This window comes from Chryseobacterium pennae, assembly GCF_003385515.1.
GTDB classification, from domain to species: Bacteria; Bacteroidota; Bacteroidia; order Flavobacteriales; family Weeksellaceae; genus Chryseobacterium; species Chryseobacterium pennae.
Genome location: NZ_QNVT01000020.1, coordinates 46,612 through 66,648, shown reverse-complemented (window position 1 = coordinate 66,648; position 20,037 = coordinate 46,612). Strand labels below are relative to the sequence as shown.

Below are 20,037 nucleotides of genomic sequence, written 5' to 3'. Positions count from 1 at the left end.
TAACAAAAATATCAATTTTAAATGAGAATAAGAAGTACTGAAGTTTTTAATTTATTTCAAACTTAATTTTTGTAGGTTCATAAAATTGTTATATCTTTGCACCTAATGAATAAAAAAGCATTTATATCATTAGATTTACCGGGCGAAAGCGCCCTTTACGATATTTATTGTTATTAGCGAAGATTGTTGTCTTCGCTTTTTTTATGCTTAAAAATTAAGATTATGTTTACGATTACAGAACTAAGTACCGAGAAAATCAACAGTATACTGACAGAAGCAATGGCTTTTAGAAACGGAAAAACTGCTAAAATTGAAGGCGAAGTTTTTTGCTCCAATCTTTTCTTTGAAGACAGTACAAGAACAAAAACAAGCTTTGATATTGCAGAAAGAAAATTAGGATTGCAGGTGGTTCCCTTTGATGCTTCACACAGTTCTGTAAATAAAGGAGAGAGTCTCTACGATACGGTAAGGACAATTGAAAGTCTGGGAGTAAATTTAGTAGTGATCCGGGATAAGAAAGACAGATATTTCGAGGAACTGGAAAATATTAAGATCCCTGTCATCAATGGAGGAGACGGAACAGGAAACCATCCTTCACAATGTATGCTGGATCTGATGACCATCTATCAGGAATTCGGAAAGTTTGAAGGATTAAAAGTAGGAATTGTGGGAGATGTAAAACACAGCCGTGTTGCCAATTCAAACGCTGAAGCTTTAAGAAGATTAGGCGCTAAAGTATATTTCTCCGGACCTGAACAATGGTTTGACGAAGGAGCATTAATCAACGGAACTTATCTTTCAGTAGATGAACTGATCGCTGAAGTAGACGTTCTGATGTTATTAAGAATCCAACATGAAAGACATGATGCTGCCATGAGTTTTACAGCATCAGACTATCATAAAAAATATGGACTGACCAAAGAAAGAGAGAAGGCTATGAAAAAAGAAGCAATCATCATGCACCCGGCACCTATCAACAGAGGAGTGGAAATAGACTCAGACCTGGTAGAATGCGAACGTTCAAGAGTCTTCAGACAAATGGAAAACGGTGTTTTTGCCAGAATGGCCATCTTAAAAGATGCACTGCAAGAAAAAGGGTTTACTTTTAAGTAAAAAGAGCCAGGATAAAAGTAAAAAGTATAGTGAGCTCCGTAGGAGCGACCTGTTAATAGCCATGGGCGGAAACCCCTGGAAAATAAATAAAGACAATAATAATACGAGCCCTGTAGGGGCGACCTATTAATAACCATGGGCGAAGCCCTTGGGGAATAATGAAAAATAGCCTCATAGAGGCAGCCTGTTAATAAAAAAGAAAATCTAAATAGAAAAAATGAAGAAAAAATTAATACTGGAGTCCGGTGAAGTGTTTCATGGAGAAGGTTTCGGAGCAGAATTGGAAACTGCGGGTGAAGTAGTTTTCAATACCGGAATGACAGGGTATCAGGAATTGATCTCTGACCCATCATACTGTGGTCAGATAGTTTGTATGACCTATCCGCTTATCGGGAATTATGGTATTAACCGTGATGATTATGAAAGTATTGAGCCGGCAATTAAAGGACTTATCGTAAAAGAACTTTGCGATCTTCCTTCTAACTTCCGTACTCATATCACTTTAGATGAATTATTTAAAAAGAAAAACCTATCTGGAATTTCAGGAATTGATACAAGAAGACTGACAAGGATTCTTCGTAACTCCGGAGTAGTGAAAGGAAAAATTGTGAATGCAGATGCGGATGAAGCAGCTACAGCTGCAGAGTTGAAAACAACTACTTTCCCAATCAACCAGGTAGAAGAAGTTTCTACAAAAACACCTTATGCAAATCCTAACAGAGGTTTCAAAGTAGTATTGGTAGACTTTGGTGCCAAACTGGGAATTATCAGAGAATTATCTCAAAGAAACTGTGATATCATTGTAGTTTCTCATGATACAACAGCAGAAGATATCCTGTTGATGAATCCGGATGGAATTATGCTTTCCAACGGTCCTGGTGACCCTGAAGATGTTCCACATGCACTGGATATGATCCGCGGATTATTAGGAAAAGTTCCAATCTTCGGAATCTGTTTAGGACATCAGTTAATTGGTCTTGCTTGTGGAGCAAAAACTTTCAAACTGAAGTTCGGACACAGAGGAGGAAACCACCCTGTACTTGATTTAGCAAAAAATACAGTAGCGATCACATCTCAGAACCATGGATATGCAGTAGATCAGGAAAGTTTAAAAGGAACAGACCTTGTAGAAACGCACATCGCTCTGAACGACAGAACAAACGAAGGTTTGAAACACAAAATCCACCCTTGTTTCTCCGTTCAGTATCACCCTGAAGCAAGCCCAGGCCCTGAAGATGCAAACTACTTATTTGATGAGTTTATCCAAATGATGGAAGACTTTAAAAAGTAATAAGATTTCAGATATTAGACATCAGATAACAGACTTGATCATGCATAATTTTGAAAAACTGGTTTTTTGGCAGAAATCGATTGAGCTTGCAAAACAGGTTTATATCATTTGTGTAGAATTACCTAAAGATGAAAAGTTTGGTTTGATTTCTCAAATTAAAAGATCTGTAATCTCTATTCCTTCAAATATAGCAGAAGGGGCAGGAAGAAATAATGATAAAGAATTTTATCACTTTCTTGGAATTGCAAATGCTTCCTCTTTTGAATTGCAGACACAGTTAATTTTAACGAGAGAGTTAAATTTGCTCGAAGCAGAAAAAGTCAATGGTTTAATATCAAATCTGAATGAAATTCAAAGAATGATTTATACATTCAAATCTAATTTAAAAAAGTAAAACATCTGTTGGATGTCTGAAATCTGACATCTGACATCTTGTATCTAAAAAAAGAAAAATGGCAAAACGTACAGATATAAAAACAATTTTAGTAATCGGTTCAGGACCTATCATCATCGGGCAGGCAGCTGAATTTGATTACGCAGGAACGCAGGCTTGTCTGTCTTTGAAAGAAGAAGGCTACAAAGTAATTTTGATAAACTCAAATCCTGCAACAATCATGACAGATGTGGAGATCGCAGATAAAGTATATATCGAGCCGATTTCATTACAGTTTGTAAGCCACATCATCAGAAAAGAGCGTCCGGATGCATTATTACCAACGCTTGGAGGGCAGACTGGTCTTAACATGGCGGTAGAACTTGAAAAATCAGGAATTCTTGAAGAATGCAAAGTGGAAGTATTGGGAACTAAACTTTCTGCCATCAACAGAGCAGAAGACAGAGACCTTTTCCGTGAGCTGATGAGAGAATTGAATGAGCCGGTTCCGGAATCTGATATTGTAAACACAGTAGAAGGAGCAATTGCCTTTGCTAATGAGATCGGATATCCTGTAATTGTTCGTCCTGCCTTTACTATGGGAGGAACAGGTGGAGGTATCGCTTCCACTGAAGTAGAATTAAAAGAGATCGCTGAACTGGGACTAAAACACAGCCCGGTTACACAGTGTCTTATCGAGAAATCTATTGCAGGTTTCAAAGAAATTGAATACGAAGTAATGCGTGATGCAAACGACAATGCCATTGTGGTTTGTAACATGGAAAATATAGATCCGGTTGGAGTTCACACAGGGGACTCCATCGTAGTAGCACCTTCTCAAACGCTTTCAGACAGAGAGTACCAATTATTGAGAAATGCTTCCTTAAAGATCATCAGAGCATTAGGAATTGAAGGTGGATGTAACGTACAGTTAGCGCTAGATCCACATTCATTCGAATACTATATCATCGAAGTAAACCCTAGAGTATCCCGTTCATCAGCTTTAGCAAGTAAGGCAACAGGATATCCGATTGCAAAAATCGCTGCAAAGATTGCGGTAGGATTAACACTGGATGAAATCATGAACCCGGTAACAGGAAAAACATACGCATGTTTCGAACCTGCTCTGGACTATGTGGTGACTAAATTCCCAAGATTCCCATTCGATAAATTCGAAACTGCAGACAGAAGACTTTCTACTCAGATGAAAGCAACTGGGGAAGTAATGGCAATCGGAAGAAACCTTGAGGAATCTTTACAGAAAGCAATCCGTTCATTAGAAACAGGAATCAAGCATTTAGGATTAAAAACTAAGCAGGCTGAGGCACTTACAGCTGAGGAAATCGAAAGAAGAATCAGAGTGTGTGATGATGAGAGATTATTCATCATCGGAGATGCCTTAAGAAGAGGATATGATTGGGAACAAATAGTAGAATGGAGCAAAATCGACAAGTTCTTCATCTGGAAACTGAAAAAGCTGGTTGATTTCGAAAAAGTTATTGCTGAAAATAAATTTGATAAAGAAACATTAATTGAAGCTAAAAGATTAGGTTTCGCAGATGTCAATATTGCAGTACTTTGGGATGTAAAAGAACGTGAGATTTTCAACTTCAGAAAAGAAAACGGAATAATGCCGGTTTACAAAATGGTAGATACTTGTGCCGCTGAGTTTGAATCTGAAACCCCTTATTTCTACGGAACTTATGAAGAAGAAAACGAAAGTGTAGTTTCTGATAAAGAAAAGATCATCGTTTTAGGGTCAGGACCTATCAGAATCGGACAGGGAGTAGAATTCGACTATGCAACAGTACATTCAGTTTGGGCAATCAAAGAAATGGGTTACGAGGCGATCATCATCAACAACAATCCTGAAACTGTTTCTACAGACTTCTCTATCTCAGATAAATTATACTTCGAGCCATTAACGGAAGAAGATGTAATGAATATCATTGAGCTTGAAAAACCTAAAGGAGTAGTGGTACAGTTCGGAGGACAGACTGCTATCAACCTTGCAGATAAGTTAGCTTCTCACGGAGTACAGATCTTAGGAACTTCATTAGAAGACCTTGACAGAGCTGAAAACAGAGATAAATTTGAAAAAGCACTTCAGGAGATGGGAATTCCTCAGCCAAAAGGAAGAACTTCCACTTCAAAAGAAGAAGCGATAGAAATTGCCAATGAAATCGGTTACCCGGTATTAGTGCGTCCAAGCTACGTTCTAGGAGGTAGAGCAATGGAAATTGTATACGCAGAAGCAGAATTAGCTCACTACATGGAACATGCAGTAGATGCAAGTCCTGAACACCCTGTTTTGGTTGACAAATACATGGTAGGAAAGGAAATTGAAGTAGATGCAATCTGCGACGGTGAAACAGTGGTCATTCCAGGAATTATGGAGCATATCGAAAGAGCAGGGGTTCACTCCGGAGACTCTATCGCAGTATACCCGCCACAGAATATTTCACAAAGCGAAATTGAGACTTTAGTAGATTATACCCAAAGACTGGCAAAAGGACTGAAAGTGATCGGATTAATGAACATCCAGTACGTACTTTTCGAAGGAAACGTATATGTGATCGAAGTAAATCCACGTTCTTCAAGAACAGTTCCTTTCTTATCTAAAATTACTGAAGTTCCAATGGCGAACCTTGCAACGAAAGCGATCCTAGGCCAGAAATTGGTTGATCTTGGTTACAAAAACGGATTGGTTCCGAATAAAGAAGGAGTCTTTGTAAAAGTACCGGTATTCTCATTCTCAAAACTGACAAAGGTTGACATCTCTTTAGGCCCTGAAATGAAGTCTACAGGAGAAGTTATGGGGAAAGATACTACGTTAGAGAAAGCCCTTTACAAAGGATTGGTCGCAGCAGGAAGAAAAGTTCCAATGCACGGTTCTATCTTGTTCACAGTAGCAGATAAGCACAAGGAAGAAGCTGCTGATTTGGCAGCAAGATTCCATGAAGTAGGGTTCAGAATCTGGGCTACAGAAGGAACAGCAAAATTCTTCGAAGAAAAAGGAATCCCTTGCAAAATAGGGTACAAGATTGGAGAAGAAAGTGTAAACCTTATCGACCTGATCCAGAAAGGAAAAGTTCAGTATGTAGTAAACACTACTACAAAAGGAAAACAAGCAGAAAGAGACGGATTCCAGATCAGAAGAATGAGCGTGGAAAACGGTGTTCCTTGTTTAACTTCAATGGATACAGTAGAAGCTATTCTAAAAGTAATCGAAAGCATGAGCTTCAAAATGGAGACCATGTAATTTCGAAAAAATAAATATGATAAGCCCTGCAAGAAAACTTGTAGGGCTTTTTTATTGGATAAGTTTATGAATCAAAATATTTTTTTATTTTTACAAAAACCATCTAAACTATGTTAAAATGAGTATAAAGGTAATTACCAGAGGATTTTTAAGTCTTATTTTCGTCCTAGTGTTTTTTGGATGTTCTTATTTGACAGATTTTTACATTCAAAACCTGACTGCAACTAAAAAAATAATAAAGATCAATTATAATTATCCGATCTCAAAAGCAATTGCCAATGATCCTGGCAGCTTTGAGTTTAATTATGAGAATGAAATATTGACACCCCGGTCTTTTCAAAAAATCAAAAGCCTAAAGTCTCTTGAAAAAAAGGTGGTGGGTGATTCTGCCATTGTTCTGGAAATTTATCCCAATTCAACAACAAGAATTGATAAAAGTCATAATGGACATTGGAGGGAGAAGATTAAAAGTGTTGAGATGGATGGGAAGGTATTTACTCCGGCAGAATTAAAAAATAAAACGAAGTTTATTAGTAATGATTATATTTTAAAAATTAACTAAGCGTGTTGTGGAATATAAATCAAATCTGTTCAAAAGACTATTGGGCACTATGATTGAACGTTTTAATTTTAACATATCTAAAATTCCATGAAAAAAATACTTCTAATATTCACTGTATTAGGAATCGCATGTATTATTATTTTTAATATCGATTTTCCATTAAATGATCAAAGTATATATGGAAAATACCTCAATAAAAATTTTGATAATCTAACTTGTTGTGTGGAGGCTCCTCATGTAGCAGATACTCTAATTTTATATAGAAATGGTACATTTAAAAGTAAATTTTATAGTGTTGGAACATACCATATTGAGAATGGAATAAATCCTGAAATAGAACTACATTATAAGGAACTTGACAAACCAGCTATCTATAAAACCTATTTTTCAAATAAAATTTTTAGAAAGCCAAGGATCATTCTGAATGCGGATTTAAATCACTATTATGAAAAATTGGATTAGCAGGTTTTGAATTTGAGTGGAAATTTAATTAAAAAAGTACTTTAAATAGTTCACTTAATTGAAGTTAATTTATTGAGTGTCTAAAATATCTTAAACCTAACAGATTTCAAAAACCTGTTAGGTTTTTTTATATCCTGATTATTACACAAAAGTGCTATTTTTTATTATAATGATTCATGATAACTTTGAATAAAATATTCTGAGAAATAGTGGTATTACAGCTTATTGAGCATTGTTCAGTAATTTTTTATCGCTTTCTTTAATAATATTATTTATCGGAGTAATTGTTAGTTGCTGATATACTTTACAGTTTATTTAGGATAAGTTTAGTGTTGTTTCAGTTTCTCTGGTTTTGAATTAATAACCTTAAAAACTTAATATTATGTTTAATTCTTTAAATTCTGGGGAAACAAAAGCAGTCATTGTTGACAAGCTGGCGAATCAGTATGATCAAATGATCAGGGATCAAAAAAAGCTGGAAAAAGTACGTTTGTTAAATTATCCTCTCATAAACCTGGAGGATGATCAGAAGCGTTTTGAGACCAGAATTGCCCGTGAGGATCTTAATTTCCGTTTAGGAATTGAAAAAATAACCGGAGAAAATGATCTGGTAGATATTGTAAATCTCTCAAAAGTACTACAGATTTCCAAATCAGTATGCAGGATTTTGTATAATAATCAACCCCTTGGATCTGGCTTTTTAATCAATGGAAATATTTTAATGACCAATAATCATGTGATTTCAAGTGTGGAAGAATGTACAAGTATTAAAGCTGAATTTTTTTATGAAATTGACGAAGAAGGAAGAATTTTGAATCCCATCCAATTCAGACTGGAGCCGGAAACATTCTTTTTTACTTCAGATATTCAAAAAAAGACGGAAGATGAATTTTCCGGATTAGACTTTACAATGGTTGCATTAGAAGAACTTAATGCCAGAGGAAAAAAAATTGCAGATATTCCTTCTTTAGAAATAGATGGTAATGCTGGTAAAATAACTAAAGGAGGAACGTGTATTATTATTCAGCATCCTAATGGCCAGCCTAAAAAGACCTCGCTTAATAATAATTCTTTTTTTTCCGAGACTCAGGATCTGATTATGTATGAAACAGATTCTTTGTCGGGTTCCTCAGGCGCTCCGGTTACAGCATTAGGTACTTGTGAAATAGTTGCTCTGCATCAGACTGGAGTACCTAAAATGGATGAAAATAAAAGACCTCTTACAAAATCAGGGGCCATTGCCAGTTTAGATACACCGGATGATGAAATTGAATGGGTGGCCAATGCCGGAATTCGTATCAGTAGAATATTGGAATTTCTGCAAAAGAAAAATTTTGATGATCCTGCTCACAATGTAAAGAAAAGCGAAATCCTTGCAAGAACCAATAAGATCAAAAAAGAACTCAAAGAAGTCGTTAAGAATCAGCCGGAGATTTCTCTTACCCAAGTAAAGGATGAAGCAAAAAAACTGAAAAATCCTGTTTCTGTAATTGATAATCAGGAGCTGAATACAAAAAATGTTGTAGATACTGCCGATGGCTCAAAAAAGTTTCCATTCATTATTCTGGCGAAAAATAACCCGGAAAATTTTAATAACCTTGAAACAGAGCTTACACTGAATTATGGAAAAGACTTCGATCTTTATCTTGCTACTCCGGTTTCCGCAAAAGAAGATGAGGAAGAATTATTTGTACTGAATATTTCTGCCGAAAGTAAGAATCCAAACGAATTTGCAAGAGAATTACTTTCATTAGAAGAAATTATTCATGCAGAATATGACAGTGAAATTTATCTCAATATGGAAGTGGCTTATGATGATGAGTTTAAAGCTTTCGAGAGCTCAGGTTCAAAAGATTTTAACAATGAGAAGCATTTTCTTGAATTATATAGTCAGTCCAGTAAATATGTAAAAGGAAAGACTAAGGAAGATTACAGACAGTGGAATTGGAAAGCCGTGAATTATAACGGAGGTATAACAAATATCATTGGGAATTCAGTAAAAATCGTCCAGTTTGATACAGGGTATTCCCATCATCCGAAAAACTATGGTTCATTTGATCTTACTGAGGATTATGATTTTGTAGATGATGATGACAACTCCAGAGAAGAAGAACATCATAAAATATTTACTCTGGCAGATGCCGGTCACGGTGCTAGAACAGGGAGTATTATTATTGGAAACCCTTATTCTGATGCAGAAGAAAACGGTAACTGTGGTTTATTAAATCAAAACGGTGTTAAGCTTATTCCTTACAGGGTTGCACAGGATGTAATAATTATAGGAAGGCAGGAAGAATTGGCAAAAGCAGTGGATGCAGCCATTGCAACGGGAGCAAAAGTGATTACTACAAGTATGGGATTACCACCTACTATGACGACTTATAATCTGGCAAAAAAAGTATATGAGAAAGGCATTATATGGTGTTGTGCAGCAGGAAATGAAGTGAAAGAAGTCGTTGCACCTGCCGTACATCCCGGAACCATTGCAGTAGCAGCATCAAACCCCGATGATAAAGAATGGAAAGGATCATGCAGGGGAGAAGCCGTAGATATCACAGCTCCAGGAATGCATGTTTATGTGCCAAAATCCTTAAAAGAAGATTCGGGCTTGTTCCGCTATGGAATGGCATATGGACATGGAACGAGCTATGCCACTCCCCATGTTTCATCTGCAGCTGTACTTTGGCTTTACAAAAACAGAGAAGATTTGAAAGCTTATCATGGTTATCAGGTTGTTGAAGCATTTAGAACCAGTCTTAAAGACTCGGCAAGAACCAAGCACAGTCTTCCTTCTAAAGACTTCGGGGCAGGGATTTTAGATGTTGATAAGCTTTTAAAAACTAATCTTCCGGCTGCTTCCAGTTTAAATAATGCATATAATGGTGAAGATATAAGCCGTATTGATATGGGGTTCAGAACCGTTGGGGAAAGCTTGAAGATGCTTTGGAACGGAATTATGAGAAGCATTATCAAAGGTGTGAAAAATGAAGAAAGTCTTCAAGATGAGGAGTATGAAATGTCTGATCATGCCAAAAAAATTGTGAAACGTAATACCTTTATGGGTAGAACTGATACAGAAAGTATAAGTAATCGTGAAGAAAATGAATCACTCGCCACATTTAATGCGATAAGAGATAAAGTGCTTACTCCTTAAAACACAAATTATGAAAAATATATTCGATTTTCACTTTCATTTGTTGTTTAAACATTTGATCAGCAAAAAAGATACTGGCCGCCTTCCTCTAAGCTCCAATTTTAAAACAAAAGGAGTAATGAGTATCATAGATGAGTTTATGGGTAATGCATTCGACAGCCAGTCTTCACCTGGAATGGTAAAAAGTAGTTCACTCGGGTACGGAGTGACAGCTCTTATGGCTATGGAATATGCATTTGCAGAAAATATAAATGGTTTTTTTAAAGGCTTTAGCTCATCTAAGCTTCCCATCAACTGGGACTTTATAGATCGTGTGAAAAACAGAGAAACTACCTATTTTGATTTGTTGAAAGAAGAAATTGGCTATTATCAATCAAATTATGCTATGCTGGAAAATGATTTCAAAATAAAATTTATCAGCAGGAAAAAGCCTTCTGATGAAGATATTTTTAACAATCAACAGTATACTTATCTTGCATTTTCTGTTGAAGGTGCTCATAACTTTTCGAATGCTAAAATAAGAGATACAGCCACAGCTACGAACCCGGAAAAGTGTTATCGTGAAATTCAGAATGATGAAGAAAATGTAGATATTTTCAGTATTAATCTTGTTCATCTTAGTGAGATCCCTGAACAGCATATGTGTGGTTTTGCACAGGCTTTAAACGGTACAGCACAAATCGCTTTCCGGAGTGAAGATTTTATTCCAAAGTCAGGTTTTGGGATCTCTGACAAGGGAAAAGATTTTATCCGGACTGTATTCCTTCATTCTAACCCTTCCCTTATTGACATTAAACATATGAGTGTTTTTTCCCGTCACAAATTTTATCAGTTCCGGGAAGAATTGGGATCAGAGCATCCGGAAACGCTTCGGTTACCAATTATTTCTTCTCATACCGGGTTTACATTTTCTTCAATAAAAGACTTTTTAGAACAGAAAAACTATCGTTCTGATTTTAGATATGTTCAGGGTAAAACGATCTGCGAAATTCAGTCTAAAAATCAATCAATAGGTAAAACAGATTTTCTTCTGAATAATAAATTATTTTCCAATCCATGGACAATCAATCTATTTGATGAGGAGATTTTGGAAATTATGAAAAGTAATGGACTTATAGGAATTTCGATGGATCAGCGTATTTTAGGAGCTGCTAAAAGTATGATGGACGGTTCCAGACCCGACTATTTTAAAGACCCGGAAGCAATACCTCTTTACGAATGGCGTAAATGGTTTAAAGAAGGAACTTTTGATCTTAAAGAAGCCTTTACAACCGAATCCAAAACAGACCGTGAAGTAAGACACATCTATCTGCTTTGCGCGCACATTCTTTATGCCGTAAGATTAGGGTATTCAGAAATGAATTGGGTAGGAGAACGCAGTCCATGGGATCATATCTGTATAGGATCTGATTATGACGGACTTATAAATCCTATAAATCCATATGATGATGTGACAAGTTTAGGAAAGCTTAGAAATGATCTTCTTGTTTATTTACCAATTGTAGATAAAAGACTGGAACCGTTGAAGGAGATCAGAGTGTTTAAAAACAAAAATTCTGAACCTATAGAAGAAAGCTATCTTGTGCAATGTGTAGATAAATTTTTGTCTGAAAATGGAAAGAATTTTTTGAAAAGATTTCTTAACAATTGGAATTAGAGAGCGTAGACTTGGAATCTTATATTTTTTCCAATCAGTAGCTTTAACAAAAAAATAAAAAACTATGAAACTTATTTTTAAGGGGGATCAGATCAGTATTAAGATTGCCGTTGACAAAGCAAATGAAATTCTGAGTAATTCCGAATTTTTTGAACAAATTAAAAAACTTCCTCAGTTTTATAATACAAAACTAACCCCTACTCAGATTTCTGATATTCTCAGAGAAGCAAATCAGGAAATTCAAATAGAAACATATTGGCAGATCAACCCGTTTAGACCAAGAACCTGTGTAAATGCAAAAACCGTGAGTACAACTTTGATAAAGCTTAATACACGCTGTTTTAGTAACAACTTAAAAACAGCAGTCAATACATTAATTCATGAAAGTGTTCATGCCGCTGATTTTTTAAATGGTACCTGGGATTTTACCCATGTAGATAATACCAATGAAGGAGAGGAAGATAATACAGCACCATGGTTGATTGGTAAATTAGCAGAGCAATTTGTTTAATTCAATGTCAGAAATATCCGACTTCTTGGATTGGTTGGTTCATTCATACGTATAGCATTATAGTTGATGTATTTTTTTAGACATCATAAATGTCATTCATGAGCCGGAAATATTTGTCATCATCCGCAGTTTGTGGTATCAATTGTAGGTTTTCAGGTTTATCAAATAAATTATGGAGATAAAATAGTTTTATAAAAGTAATCTAAATTCCTCTTCAGGCCGTATATTAGCATAAAGAGAGTACCATGAAATACAAATATTTATTTTACATTCCGTTATTGGCAATTGTTTCCTGTAATAAGCCTGAACAAAAAGATAAGGCTTCTGCTATTCCCAAAGAATCAGTCACTTTAGCATCAGTAAAACCTCAGGTCGGGAAAGAAATATCATGGAAAGGATTGCTCAACGGGAAAACCCCAGTGTTTATCCACTATCAACTGGATGGTAATGTAATTGTTGGAGAAATCACATACCTGAATACTAAAAACAGATTGCCTATTACCCTTTTGGGAACCATTGACGATGATAATAACTACAGGATTTTAGAATTTGAAAAATCTGGAAATATAACGGGTGTTATTACCGGAAAGCCCGCGGATGGTGATTTCAAAGGAAGTTGGTTTTCACCAAAGACCAGAAAGGAACTTGTACTCAATCTGGTAAAAAAGGATACTGCTCTCATTTCAAAGGAAATAGAAACAAAAGTAGAAGATCTGTTTGGACGTTATCATTACCAGTATAGTGAGGCAGGATATCAGGGAGATTTGGAAATTAAAAGATTGCCCGATTCAAAAGCAGTTTTTGGAATAACATCAATTACCGGGGAGCCGGCAAGAAATCTTGCACAAATAGACGATGACACCATCAGCCTTAAAACAACTGATTTTACTTATAAGCTGGCAGATACAGACGATTGTGAATTTAGAATAAAGTTTTACAAAGGATTCGCTTTGGTTCAGTATACCCAAGGAGTATGCAGCGGACAATTCGGATTGAACGCCACCATTGCTGGAATATATCTGAAGACAAAATAATAAATAGTATGCTGACCGTTTATTGCCTTGATGGGGAATGAAAATAGGTAACATGATGATCAATAATACATGGATAAAAAAGCAATAAATATTTTATTTAAAGCCATAAAAACCTCTCAGGATGAAAGCTTAAGTGATTGGTTTGATTGGGATTCTTATATGCAATATATTACCAAAGACGATTTTGAGTATGCAAAAAAGCATAATGTAATGTATGAGCAGGAAAATATCAGTCATGATGATATTTGCAGAAGAATTAAGGCTGCCGTAGCTAAGATTGAAAAGCAGGATGTTGTCAATGCCTTTCTTTACAGTTTAAGTACAAGGCAATTGGAATATCGTTCATTTTTATCAAGCTACTGTATTGCACAATCATTGTCAGAACATAGCTTTATAGCCAGCCCGGAACCTAATGAGGGAATTTGCGCAGTCTGTGAACTTCATACCTTTGAATTTGAAGAACCTATCGAGTTTAATACCATCAATTATTTTAAATATAAACACGGGGCTTGCTTTGATAGCTTAATCCAGGTGTTGTTTGATGTAGAACAATTTCCGAAACTACCTGTTGTCATGCCTGGTGATAATGATGATAAGATATTAAATGAACTGAAAGAAATCATTGAAACCTCAGAGCCGAACGATAGGGTTTCTCAGCTTAAAAAACGGATTTCAAAAACATTCAAATCAAATGATGATGAAAGGGTAGCATTACTGGAAATTATGGGAGTTATTGGTATTTTACACGATGATGAGCATTTTGGGTATGCTGAGCAGTATATTACTTATCCTGAGAGAAAACACAGACCAATCAGAAATGATGATGTAGGGTATCCGGCACGATGGTGGCAGGGAAAATTCGGTATTGATGCCGAAAAATGGGAATATTGGTTTGGAAAGAATTATTAGTAAAACTAACCTGTTTAATTTTTTTTGCTGATTTATATAAGAGGTTGTAAATTAGGGGATCATAAATATATAATTCAATATTTGTTATAACCTGATCTAATTTCACCAAACTATAAAACAACCATGGCAGAATATTACGCAAAATCCAATGATTCTTTATCCTTTGAACTTACTAAGGACGATCAGTTAATAGGAAAGCTTATTTATAAAAACTGGTTCAGGTTTAATGCCGAAATAGAAGTTTCAAACCATTCTTATCTTGTAGAACCAAAAGGTTTTTGGGGAACCACCATTGAATTGAAAGATCATGATAAAGTTCTTTTAAAGTTCAGGATGAACTGGAATGGAGAAATAGTGGTACAAACATATTTTGATGGAATAAAAGAGAGCTTTGCTTTTAAACATAGAGGAGTATTTAAGGAATCATTTGTACTTACAGACCAAGAAGGAGTTGAACTTTTCATAATGAAACCCCATCTTAAATGGACCTCTATGAATTACGAATATCATATTACTACCTCTGACAGTTTTGAAGGATTCTCCAATAAAGACTTATTGTTGTTTACTTCATTACATTGTGCCAATTATTATATGTCTATGATGGTGGCTGCTATTGTCTAAGAGTTTGGATAAACCATACAGAATATTATAATTTCAGTCAAAATAGGAGGTGTAAATTTCATCTACAATTGATATAAAGGGTTTTCGGTGTACCGAAAACCCTTTATTTATGGCTTTTTTCAAATTTTTAAATTTATGACTTGTGTCATATTTTTATTTAGAATTAATAAAAATAAAGTACTTTTGCGGCACTAAGCTTAATTATAAAAATGAAAAAAACTATTATTTCTGCATCATTATTAGCAGTCACCATGCTCAGTGCACAGGAAAGTGATACCCTTAAAGTAGCGGAGATCCAGTCAGTCTCCCTACAGGGAACTCATAATTACAGAACCAAAAAATCTGAATCCGTAGCCAGGCTTCCGTTAGAAAATCTTGAAAATCCAACCGTTTACAATCTTGTTCCTAAAGAAATCATCAGTGAGATGAGCGCAACCGACTTCAATACGGCGATGGCTTCGGTTCCTGGAGTAGTAGTAAGCAATAGTGTGAACGACAGTGGGAATGATGTTTTCCTGAGAGGGTTCAGCTCCAATGCCAGTTTCAGAAACGGGTTAATTCAAAACCCAAGGGTACAGTCGGAGATTGCAAATGTTGAAAGAGTAGAAGTAATCAAAGGACCATCAGGAACCTTATTTGGTGGAACTTTGGCCAATTATGGCGGGGTTGTGAATATTGTAACTAAAAAACCACAGGAAAACTTCGGTGGAATCATCAATTATACTACCGGAAGCTGGGGAATGAACAGAATTACAGCAGATGTCAATACTCCTTTAAATAAAGAAAAAACAGCATTAGCAAGGTTTAATGTAGCGGGGTATTCTCAGGATTCTTTTCAGGATGCAGGATATAATAAAGGAGTATTTTTCTCTGGAAGTATTTTATATAAGGTAAGTGATAAGACTACTGTAACCTTAGATACAGAATTTCATGCACCGGAAAAAACGTTAAATGCGTATGTGAGACAGTCTGAAAAATTGACTCTTCACTCAATGAAAGATCTTGAAGCTGTTCATGGCAAGTCGTTTACGAGTAATGATGTTGGATCGAAGAGAACCAATTTTGTAACGATGGCTGAAGTTACCCATAAATTTAATGATCAATGGACTTCCAGAACATCCTACCAAAGAGGAGAAGCCAACGAGAAAGAGTCTGTCTTTTTGGTATTGAACTATATGGATAATAACAGGGTAAGTAGAAGTATCCGTCCTTTTGACAACTATAAGATCACAACAGATAATATTCAGCAGAACTTTATTGGAGATTTTAAAATTGGTGGTTTAAGAAACCGATTGGTAGTAGGATTGGATTATTTCCAGCAGACCAGCAAAAACCAATATCCGGTATTTACAGTGGGTAAAAATACAAACTCTGCATTTGCTCCTTATCCTTTGAATGGAATAATCGGAGAAAATTACGGTACTGAAAAAGGAAATGATATTGTTATATTAAATGACACATCAGATTGGACTCCTATTTCGCGTGACGTTGTAAAAAAACTTCCAAGAACCGCTACAAAATATGAAATCTCTCAATACAGTACATACAGTGCCTATGTTTCCAATGTATTAAATGTTACAGATAATTTTCTTGTAATGGCAAGTTTAAGAATGGATCATTACAAAAATGGAGATATTAAAAGAAATGGAGTAGCCGGAACCGATGGCTATAGCCAGACGCAATTTTCCCCAAAATTTGGTTTGGTATATGAAATTAAAAAAGATGAAATCTCATTCTTTGCCAACTATGTGAATGGATTTAAGAATATTGCTCCGGGACCTAACCAGGATGGAATTCTTACCAAATGGGATCCGGAACAGGGAAATCAGTTTGAAGCCGGATTTAAATTAGATCTGTTTGGTAAAAAGCTACTGTCCACTATTTCCTATTATAACATGAGAGTGAAGAATAGAGTCATTGAAGATCCGGGAGGTTTGGGAAAAAGACAGGATGGTAATATCAAGAATCAGGGATTTGAAATAGATCTTGTCATCAATCCGGTAAAAGGATGGAACATTGTAGGAGGTTACGGGTATAATGATAACCGTTATGACGATAGAACTAAAGATGCGGGAAAGAGAGTAGCATGGGCACCTAAACATGTTGCAAACTTATGGACAAGCTATAAAATCATGGACGGAGCTTATGAAGGGCTTGGTTTCGGAGCCGGATTCAACTTTGTAGATAAAACCTATATCAACATCGGAAACCATTTCCTGGCACCAGCCTATACAACAGTAGGTGCCACTGTTTTCTACGATAAGAAAAAATACAGAATCGGTCTGAAAATGAACAATGCTTTGAACCAAACCTATTGGAATTTCTACGGACAGCCACAAAAACCAAGAGAATTCCTGGCCAACTTCGCATTTAAATTCTAATATTTTTTAAAAACAAAAAACCTTGTCTCAATCTTAAAGTTGATTGGAAAAGCACAATGGCGCAAATAAAATCAGAGATTTCCAGCAGAAACAGCCCGTTATATATCAATTTTCAAAAGTTTAAATAGAGTATACTATCTGTTTTCAAACGTCTGCGTAATCTGTGAGATCAGCGGGAAATAATAATAGTACAGCCTACAGTTTTATCGAAGATAAAATCTTTGAACCTTATAGCACAAACATATTGAAGAATCTTCGCGCCCTTGTTCTTCTCCAACAATAATGATCCAAAGACAACCCTTTCAGATATGGAAAATAAAAAAACTAACCCCAAGAAAAAGCAGGGGAAATCCCTGACCAAAAGAATTACAGGATGGCTCCACCTCTGGTTCGGACTCGTTTCCGGGATTATTGTACTTACCGTTACGCTCTCCGGAACGGTTTTCGTCTTCTGTGACGAGATCGTTGATCTTTGCGCCGGAACTGCCAAATACATTCAGGCTCCGGCTCATGCCAAAAAAATGTCACCTGAAGAACTGTTGGTTCAATTTCACCAGCAGGTTCCGGACAGAAAAGCTTTCTATTTTGATACTTACAGGGAAGCGGACAGAACTTTCCGTGTAGCCTCTGCCACCAAACCACCGAAAGATAAAAATACTGAAAAAGCAGAAAAACCTAAAGGCAAAGGAAGAGGACCAAGAGGCGTATTTGCCTATCATTATCTTGATCCATACACTGGAAAAGTAATGGGTTCTACAAAAAGCTACGAGTTTTTCTATGTGGTCGCTCATATTCATGCCCAGTTATTGGCAGGTAAATTCGGGAAAACGGTAGTAGGAGTGGCTTCTATTATATTTTTCATTCAGCTGATCAGCGGATTGATCCTCTGGTGGCCGAAAAAATGGAATAAAACAACAAGAACCACTGCATTTAAGATTAAATCAGGAACGAAATGGCGCAGAAAAAATTACGACTTCCATAATGTTTTTGGATTTTATTCTCTGTTACCGGCTGTATTTATTACCATTACCGGATTGGTTATGGCGTATAAGATTTTGACAGATCTTACCCAGGCTGCCTTTGGAGGCGTTGCTGATGCCCATAAGATTGCAGAAAAGTATGAGCCAAAATATGATCCTGATAAAAAAGCACTCTCTTTTAGTGATTTCATAGACCGAAGCTTTAAAGAAATTCCACGCGCAAACCAAGTCAGAATGAGCGTGCCGCGTAAGGATTCTGCCACCGTTTACAATGTGGTAGCAGCCAAATTTATAGGTTTAAAAAGTATTGTTGACGGGAAAAGCAAAGAAGTCAATAAGTATACCGGAGACGAAATCAATTACCCGAAAGAAGTCCTGATGCATGAAGTGATCGAACACATGAATTTTGACCTGCATGTCGGCTATTGGGGCGGGATGTTTGGGAAAATCTTCACCTTCATTATCGGAATCATCTGTACCAGCCTTCCGGTTACTGGGTGCCTGATCTGGTGGGGAAGAAGGAATAAATCCGGTAAAAAAGGAAACGAAATTAAAAACATTCATCAACATAGAAAAGAATCACATCATGAACAATTGGTTTAAAATTTTATATCTATTGGTATTTTCATTTTTCACATTCGGGAAAGCTCAGGAAAAGATTACAGTAGGAGAGAAGCAGACTTTATTTTCGAAAGTTTTAAATGAAAACCGGGAAATTTGGGTCCATTTGCCTAAAACGTATAACGATACGGCTATCAATCCAGCAAAGTATCCTGTTATCTATCTTTTAGACGGTGAAACCAACTTTGAATATTATGCAGGGTTGTCGGATTTTATTGCCAGAACTCCTTATGCTGATATTCCGGAATGTATTGTAGTCGGGATTAAAAATACAGAACGTACAAGAGATCTTACCCCTACAAAGTCACAGAAAAAAAGTCCGGTAAATCCTGCTGTAACCCTTTTTGCTGATAGTGGCGGAAGTGAAAGTTTTGTAAAATTCATACAGGAAGAACTGAAACCTTTCATCAGTGAAAACTACAGAATACAGGGTTATTCTGTTTTGGTAGGACATTCATTCGGAGGTCTGTTTGCAATTAATACTTTTTTGACCCATCCGGAATATTTCAACGCTTATGTGGCGAACGATCCGAGTTTATGGTGGGATAATGAAGTCACCATTTCCAGAACAAAAGATTACCTGGAAAAGAATAAAAAGTTTTCAGCCAATAAGTTTTTATACGTTTCTCAGGCAGATAATGAAGAACAGCAGAAAAACTGGAATTCAGACATGACACAGGCTATTGAAAAGTTTAAAGAGATTATAGAAAAGAATGGAACTTTAAACTATAAGCACCACTTCTTTGCAGGTGAGACGCATGGAACAGTTTCTTATCCCGGAAATTATGAAGCCTTGAAATTCATATTCAAAGGGTTCAGAACAGATATTAAGCAGCTTGCTAAAAATCCTGGTTTACTGGAGGAAGACTATAAGAAGTTCTCCGTGAAAATGGGTTCAGAGTTCCATCCTTCAGAATTTTATCTGAATGTGGTTCTTAAATTCATGAAAAGCAATGACTTTAAAGAATCTGAAACTTACTTTATGAACCTGAAAAATAAACTTTATCCTAAGGTTAAGTAATTGAAACCATACTGTAAATAGGATTAAATTTGGGTATATTGATAAAGATTCAATATGCCCTTTTTTATTACTTTAATAAATTTTG

General features: G+C 36.0%; 15 protein-coding genes. All 15 read left to right on the top strand.

Annotation, left to right across the window (positions count from 1 at the left end):
* Nucleotides 1-222: 222 nt before the first annotated feature.
* Nucleotides 223-1,113, top strand: coding sequence for an aspartate carbamoyltransferase catalytic subunit (locus DRF65_RS18815; protein ID WP_115972289.1), 891 nt, complete (start codon nucleotides 223-225; stop codon nucleotides 1,111-1,113).
* Nucleotides 1,114-1,330: 217 nt separating this feature from the next.
* Nucleotides 1,331-2,404 carry a carbamoyl phosphate synthase small subunit gene (locus DRF65_RS18810; protein WP_115972288.1) on the top strand — a complete coding sequence of 358 codons (1,074 nt, stop codon included), beginning with the start codon at nucleotides 1,331-1,333 and terminating at the stop codon, nucleotides 2,402-2,404.
* A gap of 40 nt (nucleotides 2,405-2,444) precedes the next feature.
* Entirely contained in the window at nucleotides 2,445-2,798 is a 354-nt protein-coding gene (locus DRF65_RS18805) for a four helix bundle protein (RefSeq protein ID WP_115972287.1), read from the top strand.
* Nucleotides 2,799-2,856: 58 nt separating this feature from the next.
* Nucleotides 2,857-6,039, top strand: coding sequence for a carbamoyl-phosphate synthase large subunit (carB, locus tag DRF65_RS18800; protein ID WP_115972286.1), 3,183 nt, complete (start codon nucleotides 2,857-2,859; stop codon nucleotides 6,037-6,039).
* 118 nt (nucleotides 6,040-6,157) lie between these two features.
* On the top strand, nucleotides 6,158-6,601 hold the full coding sequence (locus DRF65_RS18795; protein WP_115972285.1) for a hypothetical protein: 444 nt from the start codon (nucleotides 6,158-6,160) through the stop codon (nucleotides 6,599-6,601).
* Between the two features lie 87 nt (nucleotides 6,602-6,688).
* Entirely contained in the window at nucleotides 6,689-7,063 is a 375-nt protein-coding gene (locus DRF65_RS18790; RefSeq protein WP_115972284.1) for a hypothetical protein, read from the top strand.
* 382 nt (nucleotides 7,064-7,445) lie between these two features.
* A complete protein-coding gene (locus DRF65_RS18785; protein WP_115972283.1) occupies nucleotides 7,446-10,217 on the top strand; it encodes a S8 family serine peptidase in 2,772 nt (923 codons plus the stop codon).
* A 10-nt stretch (nucleotides 10,218-10,227) separates the two neighbouring features.
* A complete protein-coding gene (locus tag DRF65_RS18780) occupies nucleotides 10,228-11,874 on the top strand; it encodes an amidohydrolase family protein (RefSeq protein WP_123947388.1) in 1,647 nt (548 codons plus the stop codon).
* A 64-nt stretch (nucleotides 11,875-11,938) separates the two neighbouring features.
* Nucleotides 11,939-12,385 (top strand): M91 family zinc metallopeptidase, encoded by a 447-nt coding sequence (locus tag DRF65_RS18775; RefSeq protein WP_115972281.1) that lies wholly within the window; start codon nucleotides 11,939-11,941, stop codon nucleotides 12,383-12,385.
* Nucleotides 12,386-12,630: 245 nt separating this feature from the next.
* Nucleotides 12,631-13,419: a hypothetical protein gene (locus DRF65_RS18770; protein WP_115972280.1), complete on the top strand. Its 789-nt coding sequence runs from the start codon at nucleotides 12,631-12,633 to the stop codon at nucleotides 13,417-13,419.
* 69 nt (nucleotides 13,420-13,488) lie between these two features.
* Entirely contained in the window at nucleotides 13,489-14,328 is an 840-nt protein-coding gene (locus tag DRF65_RS18765; protein WP_115972279.1) for a hypothetical protein, read from the top strand.
* A 123-nt stretch (nucleotides 14,329-14,451) separates the two neighbouring features.
* Complete coding sequence (locus DRF65_RS18760) at nucleotides 14,452-14,949, top strand: hypothetical protein (protein WP_115972278.1); 498 nt, start codon at nucleotides 14,452-14,454, stop codon at nucleotides 14,947-14,949.
* 209 nt (nucleotides 14,950-15,158) lie between these two features.
* Nucleotides 15,159-17,330, top strand: coding sequence for a TonB-dependent siderophore receptor (locus DRF65_RS18755; RefSeq protein WP_115972277.1), 2,172 nt, complete (start codon nucleotides 15,159-15,161; stop codon nucleotides 17,328-17,330).
* A 308-nt stretch (nucleotides 17,331-17,638) separates the two neighbouring features.
* The gene (locus tag DRF65_RS18750; protein ID WP_115972336.1) at nucleotides 17,639-18,913 is read left to right on the top strand and encodes a PepSY-associated TM helix domain-containing protein; all 1,275 of its coding nucleotides are present in this window, start codon (nucleotides 17,639-17,641) and stop codon (nucleotides 18,911-18,913) included.
* Nucleotides 18,897-19,952, top strand: a complete 1,056-nt coding sequence (locus DRF65_RS18745) for an alpha/beta hydrolase (RefSeq protein WP_115972276.1) — start codon at nucleotides 18,897-18,899, stop codon at nucleotides 19,950-19,952. The genes DRF65_RS18750 and DRF65_RS18745 overlap by 17 nt, the downstream gene beginning before the upstream one ends.
* Nucleotides 19,953-20,037: the final 85 nt, after the last annotated feature.

What these genes read in the sequence shown, in the direction of transcription:
- DRF65_RS18745 (WP_115972276.1), top strand. Translation starts at nt 18,897, where the DNA reads ATGAACAATTGGTTTAAAATTTTATATCTATTGGTATTTTCATTTTTC.
- DRF65_RS18785 (WP_115972283.1), top strand. Translation starts at nt 7,446, where the DNA reads ATGTTTAATTCTTTAAATTCTGGGGAAACAAAAGCAGTCATTGTTGAC.
- DRF65_RS18765 (WP_115972279.1), top strand. Translation starts at nt 13,489, where the DNA reads ATGGATAAAAAAGCAATAAATATTTTATTTAAAGCCATAAAAACCTCT.
- carB (WP_115972286.1), top strand. Translation starts at nt 2,857, where the DNA reads ATGGCAAAACGTACAGATATAAAAACAATTTTAGTAATCGGTTCAGGA.
- DRF65_RS18755 (WP_115972277.1), top strand. Translation starts at nt 15,159, where the DNA reads ATGAAAAAAACTATTATTTCTGCATCATTATTAGCAGTCACCATGCTC.
- DRF65_RS18770 (WP_115972280.1), top strand. Translation starts at nt 12,631, where the DNA reads ATGAAATACAAATATTTATTTTACATTCCGTTATTGGCAATTGTTTCC.
- DRF65_RS18810 (WP_115972288.1), top strand. Translation starts at nt 1,331, where the DNA reads ATGAAGAAAAAATTAATACTGGAGTCCGGTGAAGTGTTTCATGGAGAA.
- DRF65_RS18795 (WP_115972285.1), top strand. Translation starts at nt 6,158, where the DNA reads ATGAGTATAAAGGTAATTACCAGAGGATTTTTAAGTCTTATTTTCGTC.
- DRF65_RS18790 (WP_115972284.1), top strand. Translation starts at nt 6,689, where the DNA reads ATGAAAAAAATACTTCTAATATTCACTGTATTAGGAATCGCATGTATT.
- DRF65_RS18760 (WP_115972278.1), top strand. Translation starts at nt 14,452, where the DNA reads ATGGCAGAATATTACGCAAAATCCAATGATTCTTTATCCTTTGAACTT.
- DRF65_RS18805 (WP_115972287.1), top strand. Translation starts at nt 2,445, where the DNA reads ATGCATAATTTTGAAAAACTGGTTTTTTGGCAGAAATCGATTGAGCTT.
- DRF65_RS18815 (WP_115972289.1), top strand. Translation starts at nt 223, where the DNA reads ATGTTTACGATTACAGAACTAAGTACCGAGAAAATCAACAGTATACTG.
- DRF65_RS18780 (WP_123947388.1), top strand. Translation starts at nt 10,228, where the DNA reads ATGAAAAATATATTCGATTTTCACTTTCATTTGTTGTTTAAACATTTG.
- DRF65_RS18775 (WP_115972281.1), top strand. Translation starts at nt 11,939, where the DNA reads ATGAAACTTATTTTTAAGGGGGATCAGATCAGTATTAAGATTGCCGTT.
- DRF65_RS18750 (WP_115972336.1), top strand. Translation starts at nt 17,639, where the DNA reads ATGGAAAATAAAAAAACTAACCCCAAGAAAAAGCAGGGGAAATCCCTG.